The following is a 12,190-nucleotide window of genomic DNA, read 5'->3' as shown; positions in this document are numbered from 1 at the left end:
CGATGGCGAGCCGGATGCGCAAGCCCGACCCCGAAGGGCCGCGCGTGCTCCTCGCGGGCGATGCGGCCGACCTCCCCGCGATGCGGCAGCGCCTCGGCGAGTGCGACCCGCGTACGGCGGGCATCGTGTTCGTCGAGGTGCTGAGCCCGCTGCAGATCGTGCGTCTCGACGGGCCGGCGGGCGTCGCCGTGCACTGGCTGTTCCGCGAGCGGAGGCGGGGGCCGATCGCGCTCCGCGGCGAAGTGCTCGTGGGCGCCGTCGACGCCTGGCTCGACGAGTGGATGCGCGCCGACGGCGGCACCCGCATCGAGATCTGGCTCGGCGCCCGCACGTCGAGCATCGTCAACGCCTACGCGCGCGACCTCGAACACGAGCTCGCCGCGACATCCTGAGCCGACGCGACGGGATGCGCTCGCCGCTCAGCCCTGGATGCTCCAGTAGTACGCGACGCCGCCGGGGTGGACCTCGGTGATCGCGTAGTCGACCGAGCGGTCCCACGTGGCGTCGGTGTGTCCCGCGTAGGAGACGCGCACGGTGCCGTCGGGGTCGCGGTCGACGGCCGTCACGATGCCCGTGTGGTCGCGGTCGCCCGAGTCGTCCCAGTCGAACTGGACGATGTCGCCGGGCTTCACCTGGTCTCGCTGGGCGTCGGTGAGGGCGGTCGCGCGCTCGGGGTGCGCCTCGAGGTAGTCGCGGAACGCCGTCGAGCTCACCCACGCGTCGGACGATGCGTAGGGGTCGCCGTCGGCGTCGAACCACCAGTCGTCGTCTTCGGTCCAGCCCCGCGCCAGCAGCGTCTGGCTCGCGAAGTTCACGCAGTCGTTGTCGTCGAGGTATCCGAACCGGTCGTTCGACGTCGACCGCCAGTTCGCTCGCGCGTACTCGAGCTGGGCGACGACGTCGGCGGGCAGCGACTCGTCGATCGCGAGCTGCGCTTTCGACGGCGAGGTGCCGTCGGCCGAGCGGGAGGCGCCTGACGTCGAGTCGGCCGGTTCGTCGGCGCCGGATACCTCGCGCGACTCGCTGCTGCGGCGGTCGTCGTGGCCGGCGCCGACCGCGAGCGCGGCCCACGTCGCGCCGCCTCCGACGACGATCGCGCCCGCGACGCCCGCGGCGAGGAGCCGCCGGCGACGGCGGACGGCGGGGGAGAGCGAAGGGAGGCGGTGCTCGGGAGACATCCGCTCCACCGTAAGGATGGAGTCTGGACGTCCCCCGAGCACGCGCATTCCAGCTTCGCGACTGCCGCGTCAGCGCTCGGTGACGACGCCGTTCTTGATGTGCAGGCGCCGCTCGGCGCGGCGCGCGACCGCGCTGTCGTGGGTCACGATGACGAGCGTGATCCCGCGGTCGCGGCGGATGCCCTCGAGCAGGTCGAGGATCTCGTCGCGGGTCTCCTCGTCGAGGGCGCCCGTCGGCTCGTCGGCGAGGAGCACGTGCGGCTCCTTGACGAGCGCGCGGGCGATCGCGACGCGCTGCTGCTGGCCGCCCGAGAGCTCGCCCGGCACGTGGCCGGCGCGGTCGGCGAGTCCGACCGACGCGAGGGCGTCGGCCGCGCGCCGCTTGCGCTCGGCGCCCGGGATGCCGAGCGGCTCGAGGGCCGTCTCGACGTTCTCCTGCGCTGTGAGCGTCGGGATGAGGTTGAACCCCTGGAAGACGAATCCGATCTCCTTCGCACGGATGCCCGCGAGCTTCCCGTCGGCGAGGTGCGACAGCTCGTGGTCGCCGAGCGTGATCCTCCCCGTCGTCGGCCGGTCGAGCGCACCGAGCATCTGCAGGAGCGTCGACTTGCCGCCGCCCGTCGGGCCCTGGATCGCGACGAGTTGGCCCGCCGGGATCTCGAGGGTCACGTTCTTCAGTGCGGTCACGGTGCGCTTGCCCGTGTACTGCTTGCCCACGTTCTCGAGTCGGTACATGGCGGCGCCCCTTTCAGGTCGGGCGTTTCGAGGTTCGGATGTCTCGGCGGCGACGTGCTCCGTCGCTGCCGCGTCGACGGCTGGGCCCACGCTCCAGGAGGCTCCGGACAGCGCGTTAGCGCTGTTCGGAGAGGGAGTGGGGATCATGCGACGCTCCGCAGCGCTTCGGCCGGGCGGAGCCGGGAGGCCCGCCAGCCGCCGATCGAGCCGGCGATCAGTCCGCCGAGCACGGCGAGGCCGATGGCGATCAGGATGACGCTCACGGTCACGGGCGCGTTGAGCACGACCTCGGTCGTGGAGCTCGCGGCCTCGCGGAGGGCGCCGAACGGGCCGCCGCCTCCGCCGGGTCCGCCGCCGGTGAACGCGCCGCCGCCGTCGCCCGCGCCGCCGGGACCGCCCGCGAACCCGCCGCGGCCGCCGAAGCCGCCGCTCGTCGCGCTGCCGCCGAGGGTCGGGCCGATGAGGTTGATGGCCCAGATCCCTGCGAGGCCCACGACGAGACCGATCGCGCCGCCGATGAGACCCTGCACGAGCGACTCGCCCGCGACCTGACCGACGATGCGGCCGTTCGACCAGCCGATCGCCTTCAGGGTGCCGAACTCGCGCGTGCGGCGCGTGACGCCCTGGATCGTGAAGAGGATCGCGATGAGGAACGCTGCGGCGAGCACGGCGATCGAGAGCCACAGGCCGAGGTTCGCGACGAGGCTCGACGCGCTCGCGAGGGAGCCCGAGACGTTGGCGGCGAGATCCGACTGCGAAGAGACCGTCGCGTCGGGCAGTGCCGCTTCGAGGTCGGCCTGCACGGCGGCGATCCGGTCGCTCGACGTGGCCTGCACGTACACGCTCGAGATCATGCCCGCCTGGTCGCTGAGCTCTTGCGCGAGGTCGAGGGGGATGTAGGCGTTCGACGCGGTCGCGGCGTCGGCCGAGGTCGAGGTCACGGTGCCGACGATCTCGAAGTCGGTGCCGCCGATGTTCAGGGTGTCGCCGACGGCGAGTTCGGCGCTCGTCGCGTAGGAGGCGTCGAGCACCGCCACGGCCTGACCGGCGTCGGATGCCTCGAGCCCGCGCCCGTCGGCGAGTTCGACCGCCGAGAGGGGGCCGACGGCGTCGCCGGCCGGGTCGATGCCGAGCACGCTGAAGCTGTCGACGTCGAACGCGCTGCCGCCCTGTCCGTCGAAGCCGCCCTGGGGCTGGTCGCCGCCGTCGCCGGGTGCGGGCTGCAGCGCGTCGCCGCCTTCGCCGCCGCCGCGCGTCGCGAAGTCGGGCAGTTCGCCCGAGAACGAGATGTTGTTGAGCGAGAGGGTCGCAGCGGCCGCGGCGACGCCGTCGACGCCTTGCACGGTCGCGAGGGCCGATTCGTCGAAGGTCGGCGAGCCGAAGCCCGACACGAGCCGGGACTGCGCGATCGAGGTCGACCCGTCGGTGGTCTGGCCGTCGCCCGAGCCGAACTCGAAGCGTTGCGGGCGGGCGCCGCCGGTGCCGCCTTCGCCCGGGACGGTCGGAGCCTGACTGACGGTGAGGTCGGTGCCGACGCCGTACACGGACTCGAGCACGGAGGCCTGCGCGTCGCGCACCCCCGCCGAGACGGAGTTGACGATCATGACGAGCGCGATCGCGAGCGCCATCCCGATCGCGATGATCGCGGTCTGTCTGCGTCTGCCGGCGAGTTCGCGGCGGAGATAGGTGATGAACATGGCCCCGACGGTAGGGACGCGGGCTATGCATCCTCGTTCCCGTTCCTATGGATGGCCCATGAAAGCGGAGAGTGATGCACGCCCTCGCCGAACGTCCAGCCGCCCCATAGGAAACGCATAGCGGCGTGAGGATACTGGTGCCATGAGCACCGAGGAGACCGCCCGCCGCGTCCAGCCCCTGTTCAAGCCCGACGGCTCGATGGTGCGCGTGCTCGTGGTCGACGACGAGGCATCCCTCGCCGACCTTCTGCGCATGGCGTTCCGCTACGAAGGCTGGGACGTCCGCACTGCGGGCGACGGCCTCGCGGCCGTCAAGGCCGCACGCGAGTTCCGCCCCGACGCGATCGTGCTCGACATCATGCTGCCCGACATCGACGGGCTCGACGTGCTCGCGCGCGTGCGCGCCGACGGCTCCGAGGTGCCCGTCCTCTTCCTCACCGCGAAGGACTCCCTCGACGACCGCATCGCGGGCCTCACCGCGGGCGGCGACGACTACGTCACGAAGCCGTTCAGCCTCGAGGAGGTCGTCGCGCGCGTGCGCGGACTCATCCGCCGCTCGACGCTCACGCTCGCGCAGGAGCGCGACCCCGTGCTGCGCGTCGGCGACCTCACCCTCGACGAGGACTCCTACGAGGTGACGCGCGGCGGCGTGCCCATCGAGCTCACGGCGACCGAGTTCGAGCTGCTGCGATTCCTCATGCGGAACCCGCGGCGCGTGCTCTCGAAGGCCCAGATCCTCGACCGCGTGTGGTCGTACGACTTCGGCGGCAAGGAGTCGGTCGTCGAGCTCTACATCTCCTACCTGCGCAAGAAGATCGACCAGGGCCGGGCGCCCATGATCCACACGGTGCGCGGCGCCGGGTACGTGCTCAAAGCGGTGAGCGGATGACCCGGCCGGGCGATCCCGGGCACGCGGCGGCCGCGCGCGCGAGCGCGACGGCGGCCACGGAACATCCGGATGTCTCGAGCGACACCCCTTCGACCGGTTCTGCGCGTCGACGCCCGCCCTGGTCGCTCCGGCGACGGATCATCCTGCTCGTCGCGGGACTCCTCGTCGCGACCAGCGCCGTCGTCGGCATCGCGACCGTCGTCCTCTTCCACGCGTCGTCGGTCGCACGGCTCGACGCGAGCCTGCGTGCCACGGCGTCGCGCGCCGACATCGCGACCGGCCCGGGCATCCCGAGCGATCCGCGGGCGACCGTGCGCGGGTTCCTCGGCGTGCCCGGTCAGCCCGACGGCACGCTCGGCGGCATCTTCATCGCCGACCAGTCCGACGCGGCCTACATCGCGGGCGGCGAGCTCGTCGCGGCCGACGCCGACGCACGCCTCGCGCTCGGGCAGGTGCCCGCCGACCGGCTCGTGCACACCATCACCGCCGGCACGCTCGGCGAGTACCGCTCGCTCGCGTTCGAGACCGTGCCCGGGGTGCGCGTCGCGCTCGCGCTGCCGCTCGCCGACGTCGCCGCCCAGACCCGCCAGCTCGCGCTCACCGTCGCAGGCGTCGCCGCCGGAGGCATCCTCATCGCCCTCGGCGCCGGCTCGCTGCTCGCCCGACGCGCCCTCGAACCGCTCGAACGGGTCACCGCGACCGCACAGGCCGTGTCGGAGCTCCCGCTCGACCGCGGCGACGTCGACCTCGACGAACGCGTGCCCGTCGACGACCCGCGCACCGAAGTCGGGCAGCTCGGCACCGCGTTCAACCGCATGCTCGGCCACGTGGCATCCGCCCTGTCGGCGCGCGAGCAGTCCGAGCGCAAGGTTCGCCGCTTCGTCGCCGACGCCTCGCACGAGCTCCGCACGCCGCTCGCGTCGATCCGCGGCTACGCCGAGCTCACGCGACTCCATGGCGGCAAGCTGCCCGCCGACGTCGTCCACGCGATCTCGCGCATCGAGTCGGAGTCGGTGCGCATGACCGAGCTCGTCGAAGACCTCCTCCTCCTCGCCCGCCTCGACGAAGGGCGCGAGATCGTCCACGCGCCCGTCGACCTCGGCGCGCTCGCCGCGGACGCCGTCGCCGATGCCCAGGCCGCAGGCCCCGATCACGACTGGTCGGTCGTGCTGCCCGCCGACCCCGTGATCGTCGACGGCGACGAGCCGCGCCTGCGGCAGGTGCTCGCGAACCTCCTCGCGAACGCGCGCGTGCACACGCCCGAGGGCACGCGAGTCGTCCTCGGCCTCACGGTCGAAACCGGCTCGACCGGTGACGTCGCCCGCCTCACCGTGAGCGACGACGGCCCCGGCATCGACCCGGCGGTCCGCGACCGGCTCTTCGAGCGCTTCGCGCGCGGGGATGCCTCGCGCTCGCGCCGAGCGGGGAGCACGGGCCTCGGCCTCGCGATCGTGCGCGCCGTCGTCGAAGCCCACGACGGCACGGTCGACATCGAGAGCGAACCGGGCGAGACGGTCTTCACCGTGACGCTGCGGCTCGCGTAGGCGCCTTGCCCCTACAAGCGAGAGTCGTGGTCGATCACCGGCGCGGCACCGCTGCGACCGCTTCGACCTCGATGAGTGCGTCGGGCCGCGCGAGACCGGCGACGAACGCCCCGACGATCGCCGTCGGGTGCGCACCCCACACGGGCACGACACCCGCATAGGCGGTCTCGAGCGACTCGCCCGCGACGATCGCGATCGAGAGCCGCACGACGGCGGACTGGTCGACGCCGGCTTCGGCGAGCACCGCGAGCACATTGCGCACCGCTTGGGCGGATTGCGCGGCGACCCCGCCCGGCACCATGGCGCCCGTCGAGTCGGTGCCGTTCTGGCCTCCGACGTACAAGATGTCGTGGTCGCCCTTCACGAGCACGCCCTGGCTGAACGCCGGGTTCGTGTGGAGCGACGGCGGATTGACGTGAACGATCTCCATGCGATGGAGCCTCTCGCCGACCACCGACATCGACACCGACGACGGCGGGCCGGGCCTTCCGAAGAAGACCCGGCCCGAAGCATCCGGCCGCCCGAGCGTCACACGCTCGTCGTACGCCTCACGCGGTGCCGATCGCCCGCAGGATCTCGGCGAAGCTCGCGAGCTCGGCGACCGAGCGGTCGCGGAGCGCCCCGCGGAGCCGCTCCTGGTTGCGGTCGCGCACCGCGTTGATGCGCTCGATCGCGACCGCCGTCGGCACGAGCACCCGCACTCGCCGGTCGTGCTCGTCGGCCAGGCTCTCGACGAGCCCCGCGTCTTCGAGCAGGCGCACCTGTCGGCTCACCGCGCTCTTGTCCATCATGAGCTGGTCGGCGAGCACGTGTGCGTTCGCCCGGCCCGCCCGCACGATCATGCCGAGCAGCTTGTAGCCCGCGGGCTGCAGCTCGGGGTGGATCTGCTTCGCCGACTCCGACCACAGCGCACGCGCGCGGTTGAAGACGATGCTGAACTGCTCCTCGACGGCGGCGATGCCTTCGTCGACGGTCGTCGGCGCGGCGACGGCTGCAGGGGCGGACTCGGTCACGGCGGTCATGTTAGCGGCCCTGCTCCGAGGAGGGTACGGCGTCGCCGCGGCGGCCCGTCGAGGCATCCGGCCGGTCGCCCTCGATGACGGCGACCGACGACGTGGACGTCGTGACCCCGAGCTCGGCCTCGGCGTACTCGATGACCGACTCCTCGGCCTCCGCGGCGAGCGTCTCGGCCGCGGTCTTCGTGGAGAGGCTCTTGTTGGGCAGGAAGATGATCGCGATGAGGCCGATCACCGCGAGCGGGACGGCGATCCAGAACACGTCGGCGATGCCGTGCCCGTACGCGCCCTCGACGACCACGCGGATCGCGTGCGGGAGCGCCGACGGCTGCGGGACGTTGCCGCTGCCGAGCGCCTGCAGCGCCTCGAGCTCGGCGGGCGAGCCCGGCTGGAAGTTCGCGAGGCCGCCCTTCATGTAGTCGCCGACCTGCGTCGCGAGCAGCGAACCCATGATCGTCACGCCGATCGTGCCGGCGATGGTGCGGAAGAAGTTGACGTTCGAGGACGCGGCGCCGAGCTGCGCGGCGGGCGAGTCGTTCTGCACGACGAGCGTCAGGTTCTGCATGACCATGCCGAGGCCCGCGCCGAGCACGATCATGTAGACCGAGACGAGGCCGAACGGGGTGTCGTAGCGCAGCTGCGTCATGAGGGAGACGCCCGCGATGATGAGCACCGCGCCCGTGAGCATCCAGACCTTCCACTTGCCGAAGCGGCTCACGAGCTGGCCGATGATGATCGACGCGCCCATCTGGCCGACGATCATGGGGATCGTCATGAGGCCCGACTCGGTCGGCGTGGCGCCGCGCGCGAGCTGGAAGTACTGGGCGAGGAACACCGACGTCGCGAACATCGAGACGCCCACGGCGATCGAGGCGATGACCGCGAGGGTGAAGGTGCGGTTCTTGAAGAGCGTCATCGGGATGATGGGCTCTTTCACGAAGAACTCGGTGACGACGAACGCGACGAGCGCGACCGCGGCGACGCCGACGAGCAGGTAGCTCGTCGTGGAGTCCCACTCGAACTGCGAGCCGCCCATCGAGACCCAGATGAGGAGGAGCGAGACGCCGACCGCCATGAGCACGATGCCGAAGTAGTCGATCGACACCTTGCGGGCGCTGTCGGGCTTGGGCAGGTGCAGCGTGAACTGCAGGAGGATGAGCGCGACGATCGCGAACGGCACGCCGACGAAGAAGTTGGACTGCCAACCCCAGTGGTCGGTCATGAAGCCGCCGAGCAGCGGGCCGCCGATCGTGCCGAGGGCCATGATGCCGCCGACGACGCCCATGTACTTGCCGCGTTCGCGCGGCGAGATGATGAGCGCGACCGCGATCATGACGAGCGACATGAGGCCGCCCGTGCCGATGCCCTGGATGACGCGGGTCACGATGAGCATGTTCGTGTCGGTCGAGAAGCCGGCGATGACGCTGCCCACGGTGAAGAGCGTGAGCGAGAGCTGGATGAGGACCTTGCGGTCGACGAGGTCGGCGAGCTTGCCCCAGATGGGCGTGGAGACGGCCGTCGCGAGCAGGCTGCCCGTGATGACCCACGTGTACTGGGACTGGGTGCCCCCGAGGTCGTGGATGATCACGGGCATCGAGGTGGAGACGACCGTGCCTGAGAGCACGGCGACGAACATGCCGACGATGAGGCCGGACATGGCGGTGAAGACTTCGCGCGCGGACCGGGACGTACCGGGTTCGGCGGCGGCGGTGACTGCAGACAAGTTGGGATGCTCCTACGAAAAAGTTGATCTGTGTCAACGATATGCCTTTCGTTGCAGAAAGTCAACTATCGATAGATGTCAACCATTGAGGATGCCTCGTGGCGGGCGCCTGCACTGTGGAATCGGCCTGATCCGACCGGATTTGGCGGGCGGCGAGGCATCCATTAGTCTGTACGGAGCCGAAGACCGCTGGTCGTCGTGCGTGCCGCAAGGCGCGAACGACCGAAGCTCTGCGAATGCAGGGGCCCGCGCAGGTGTGTCGAAGACGTTCTGGGTTTCCCGAATCAGGCTCCGCGCGCTTGCGCCGGAGCCTTTCTTGTTTCCGCACGACCACAGACCATCGCCAGCGCTCCGAAGCCGTGCATCGCTCCCGCGATGCACGTTGAGTACACAAGGAGTGGCCATGGCGAACAAGGAAGCCGCGGTTGCCGAACTCACGAACCTGTTCGAGAGCTCGTCCGCCGTTCTGCTGACCGAATACCGCGGCCTGACCGTTGCCCAGCTGAAGACGCTGCGCAACACCATCCGTCAGGACGCGAACTACGCCGTCGTGAAGAACACGCTCACCAAGATCGCGGCGAACGCCGCCGGGATCACGGCGCTGGACGAAGACCTCACCGGTCCGTCCGCCGTCGCCTTCGTGCACGGCGACTTCGTCGCCACCGCAAAGGCAGTGCGTGACTTCGCCAAGGCGAACCCGAACCTGGTGATCAAGGCCGGCATCTTCGAGGGCAAGACCCTCGACGCCGCCGAGGTCGACAAGTACGCCTCGCTCGAGAGCCGCGAGGTTCTGCTTGCGAAGGCTGCGGGCATGATGAAGGCGACGATGGGCAAGGCTGCCGCCACCATCGACGCGCTTCGCGAAAAGCTGGAGACCGCCGCGGCCGCGTAAGCGCCCGACGATCTCGTGATCTACAACCCCATCAAATAGGAGAAACATCATGGCGAAGCTCACCACCGAAGAGCTGCTCGAGCAGTTCGCGGGCCTGACGCTTGTCGAGCTCAGCGAGTTCGTGAAGGCGTTCGAGGAGAAGTTCGAAGTCACCGCTGCTGCCCCCGTCGCCGTTGCCGGCGCCGGCGGTGCCGGTGCGGCCGAAGAGGTCGAGGAGAAGGACTCGTTCGACGTCGTCCTCGAGGCTGCCGGCGACAAGAAGATCCAGGTCATCAAGGTCGTCCGCGAGCTCACCTCGCTCGGCCTCGGCGAGGCCAAGGCCGTCGTCGACGGTGCTCCCAAGGCCGTCCTCGAGGGCGTCAACAAGGAGACCGCCGAGAAGGCCCAGGCCGCGCTCGTCGAGGCCGGCGCGACCGTCACCCTCAAGTAATCCGGCGCGCTCGCTCGAGCGCGCCCTCGCTTGAGGTGACTCGCGTCACTTGAACACACGGATGCCCCGTGCCGATTCGTTTCGGCACGGGGCATCCGTCGTCTCCGCCCGCGCCCCCTCACGCCCGCCCCCGCCCCGCTTCGTCGTTTCGCGAGTGGGCGGTTCGGCATGGTCCGCGCCGCTTCGCACCGTGCCGAAGTGCCCCTTCGTGGGCACCTCCTCGTGGGCCGGGCAAGATGCATAGCCAGGCTATGTATAATCGAAGGATGCTCCGCTCGACAGACCCGTCCGACGAGCTCGCCGCCCTGATCGGCGAACTCGTCTCCGTCAACCACCGCCTCACCCGGCTCGCCGCGACCGCGCTCGAGCAGACCGAGTCGCCCGCCATCTGGCGCACGCTCAGCGTGCTGCGCGACCTCGGCCCCATGCGCCTCGGCGCGCTCGCCAAGGCGAGCCGCGTCGCCCAGCCGACCATGACCAAGCTCGTCAACACGCTCGACGAGCGCGGCTGGATCCGGCGCATCGCCGACGCCGGCGACGCCCGCGCCTGGCTCATCTCGGCCGACCCGCACGGCCTCGCGGCCCTCGAGGCGTGGCGCATCGAGCTCTCGCGCGAGCTCGCGCCGCGCTTCGCCGACCTCGATTCCGACGAGCTCGTGACGCTCGAGCATGCGCTCGGCATCCTCCGCTCGCGCCTCGACCGCGCCGACGCCGACGTGCGCGCCGGAGCCGTCGCATGAGCGGCGCGAAGACCGCGCACGGCGCCGGCCACGAGGCATCCGCCGGTTCGATCCTGAAGCAGCCGAAGGCCGTCTGGGCCGTCGCGTTCGCGAGCGTCGTCGCCTTCATGGGGATCGGCCTCGTCGACCCCATCCTCCCCGCGATCGCGAGCGACCTGAAGGCGACGCCGACCGAGACCGAGCTGCTCTTCACGAGCTACCTCGTCATCACGGGCGTCGCGATGTTCTTCACGAGTTGGGTGTCTGGCCGGATCGGCGCGAAGAAGACCCTGCTCATCGGTCTCGCCGTCATCGTCGTGTTCGCGACGGCGGCGGGCCTGTCGGGCAGCGTCGAGGAGATCATCGGCTTCCGCGCGGGCTGGGGCCTCGGCAACGCGCTCTTCATCTCGACGGCGCTCGCGACCATCGTGGGAGCCGCCTCCGGCGGCACCGCGTCGGCGATCATCCTCTACGAGGCGGCCCTCGGCCTCGGCCTCGCGGTCGGCCCGCTCCTCGGCGGCGCGCTCGGCAGCTGGAGCTGGCAGGGCCCGTTCTTCGGCACGGCCGTGCTCATGGCGATCGGCTTCATTGCGATCATCACGCTCCTGAAGACGCCCGCGCAGAAGCCCGTGCCGACGAAGCTCTCGGCGCCGTTCCGCGCGCTCGGGCGCCCGGCGCTCGCGATCCTCGCCGTCACGGCCGTGTTCTACAACTTCGGCTTCTTCGTGCTGCTCGCCTACACGCCGTTCGCCCTCGTGCCGCTCGGCGTCTCGAGCGCGATCTCGCTCGGGTTCGTGTTCTTCGGCTGGGGCGTCGCGGTCGCGCTGTCGTCGGTGTGGATCGCGCCGATCCTCACGGCGCGCATGCGTCGCACGAGCGTCATCACGACGATCCTGCCGCTCCTCGCGATCGACCTCGTGCTCATCGCGGTGTTCATCCACTCGGTCGTCGCGGTCATCGCGGGCGTGGTCGTCGGCGGACTCCTCCTCGGCATCATGAACACCGTGCTCACCGAGGCCGTCATGGAGGCCACCGACCTGCCCCGCTCGGTCGCGTCGAGTGCGTACTCGGGCGTGCGCTTCCTCGGCGGCGCGGTCGCTCCGCCGGTCGCGTCGCTCCTCGCGGCGAACATCGCAGAGCCCGCGCCGTTCATCGCGGGCGCCATCGCTTTCGTCGTCGCGACGGTGATCGTCGTCGTCGGGCGCGCGCGCCTCGCGGCAGTGGACGGCGTCGTCGAGACCGAGCTCGGCGAGGCCGAGGCGATCGCGGTGGGCGACGCCGCGTAAGCGCTTCGCGCGATTCCGGATGCCCCGGGCCGCGTGCCGTTCGTTCGGCTCGCCGCCCGGGGCATCCGTGCCACCGGGACG

13 protein-coding genes are annotated in these 12,190 nt (G+C 70.9%); 7 read left to right on the top strand and 6 right to left on the bottom strand.

What is annotated here, in order from left to right; all coding sequences use genetic code 11:
- Window positions 1–14: 14 nt before the first annotated feature.
- Window positions 15–392, top strand: coding sequence for an SIP domain-containing protein (locus ET445_RS00995; RefSeq protein ID WP_165314254.1), 378 nt, complete (start codon window positions 15–17; stop codon window positions 390–392).
- Window positions 393–419: 27 nt separating this feature from the next.
- Here the strand turns inward: ET445_RS00995 and ET445_RS00990 are convergent, their stop codons facing one another.
- The 3 genes from ET445_RS00990 to ET445_RS00980 all read right to left on the bottom strand — a co-directional run bounded on the left by ET445_RS00990 (window position 420) and on the right by ET445_RS00980 (window position 3,610).
- Complete coding sequence (locus ET445_RS00990) at window positions 420–1,178, bottom strand: amidase domain-containing protein (RefSeq protein WP_165314253.1); 759 nt, start codon at window positions 1,176–1,178, stop codon at window positions 420–422.
- A 69-nt stretch (window positions 1,179–1,247) separates the two neighbouring features.
- Window positions 1,248–1,913 (bottom strand): ABC transporter ATP-binding protein, encoded by a 666-nt coding sequence (locus tag ET445_RS00985; protein ID WP_129188013.1) that lies wholly within the window; start codon window positions 1,911–1,913, stop codon window positions 1,248–1,250.
- 143 nt (window positions 1,914–2,056) lie between these two features.
- Window positions 2,057–3,610, bottom strand: coding sequence for an ABC transporter permease (locus tag ET445_RS00980; protein ID WP_129188011.1), 1,554 nt, complete (start codon window positions 3,608–3,610; stop codon window positions 2,057–2,059).
- 142 nt (window positions 3,611–3,752) lie between these two features.
- Between ET445_RS00980 and ET445_RS00975 the strand changes: the two genes are divergently transcribed.
- The gene (locus ET445_RS00975; RefSeq protein WP_129188009.1) at window positions 3,753–4,499 is read left to right on the top strand and encodes a response regulator transcription factor; all 747 of its coding nucleotides are present in this window, start codon (window positions 3,753–3,755) and stop codon (window positions 4,497–4,499) included.
- A complete protein-coding gene (locus ET445_RS00970; RefSeq protein ID WP_129188008.1) occupies window positions 4,496–6,043 on the top strand; it encodes a sensor histidine kinase in 1,548 nt (515 codons plus the stop codon). Before ET445_RS00975 ends, ET445_RS00970 begins: the two co-directional genes overlap by 4 nt.
- Window positions 6,044–6,077: 34 nt before the next feature.
- On the opposite strand, the gene ET445_RS00965 is transcribed toward ET445_RS00970, so the two are convergent.
- From ET445_RS00965 to ET445_RS00955, 3 genes are all read right to left on the bottom strand, one after another.
- Window positions 6,078–6,473 (bottom strand): RidA family protein, encoded by a 396-nt coding sequence (locus tag ET445_RS00965; RefSeq protein ID WP_165314252.1) that lies wholly within the window; start codon window positions 6,471–6,473, stop codon window positions 6,078–6,080.
- Window positions 6,474–6,591: 118 nt separating this feature from the next.
- Window positions 6,592–7,056, bottom strand: a complete 465-nt coding sequence (locus ET445_RS00960) for a MarR family winged helix-turn-helix transcriptional regulator (RefSeq protein WP_243695274.1) — start codon at window positions 7,054–7,056, stop codon at window positions 6,592–6,594.
- A 10-nt stretch (window positions 7,057–7,066) separates the two neighbouring features.
- A complete protein-coding gene (locus ET445_RS00955) occupies window positions 7,067–8,716 on the bottom strand; it encodes an MDR family MFS transporter (RefSeq protein WP_129192346.1) in 1,650 nt (549 codons plus the stop codon).
- Between the two features lie 469 nt (window positions 8,717–9,185).
- Here ET445_RS00955 and rplJ point away from each other — a divergent pair, with 469 nt between their 5' ends.
- The 4 genes from rplJ to ET445_RS00935 all read left to right on the top strand — a co-directional run bounded on the left by rplJ (window position 9,186) and on the right by ET445_RS00935 (window position 12,109).
- Complete coding sequence (gene rplJ, locus ET445_RS00950; protein WP_129188002.1) at window positions 9,186–9,674, top strand: 50S ribosomal protein L10; 489 nt, start codon at window positions 9,186–9,188, stop codon at window positions 9,672–9,674.
- A 49-nt stretch (window positions 9,675–9,723) separates the two neighbouring features.
- Window positions 9,724–10,104, top strand: a complete 381-nt coding sequence (rplL, locus tag ET445_RS00945; protein ID WP_129188000.1) for a 50S ribosomal protein L7/L12 — start codon at window positions 9,724–9,726, stop codon at window positions 10,102–10,104.
- A 266-nt stretch (window positions 10,105–10,370) separates the two neighbouring features.
- Window positions 10,371–10,844: a MarR family winged helix-turn-helix transcriptional regulator gene (locus ET445_RS00940; protein WP_129187998.1), complete on the top strand. Its 474-nt coding sequence runs from the start codon at window positions 10,371–10,373 to the stop codon at window positions 10,842–10,844.
- Window positions 10,841–12,109, top strand: coding sequence for an MFS transporter (locus ET445_RS00935; protein WP_129187996.1), 1,269 nt, complete (start codon window positions 10,841–10,843; stop codon window positions 12,107–12,109). Before ET445_RS00940 ends, ET445_RS00935 begins: the two co-directional genes overlap by 4 nt.
- The last annotated feature ends 81 nt before the right edge of the window (window positions 12,110–12,190 follow it).

The organism is Agromyces protaetiae, assembly GCF_004135405.1.
In the GTDB taxonomy this organism is placed as follows: domain Bacteria; phylum Actinomycetota; class Actinomycetes; order Actinomycetales; family Microbacteriaceae; genus Agromyces; species Agromyces protaetiae.
Note: the sequence above shows the minus strand (reverse complement) of the source record. Positions and strands in the feature narration are given on the sequence as shown.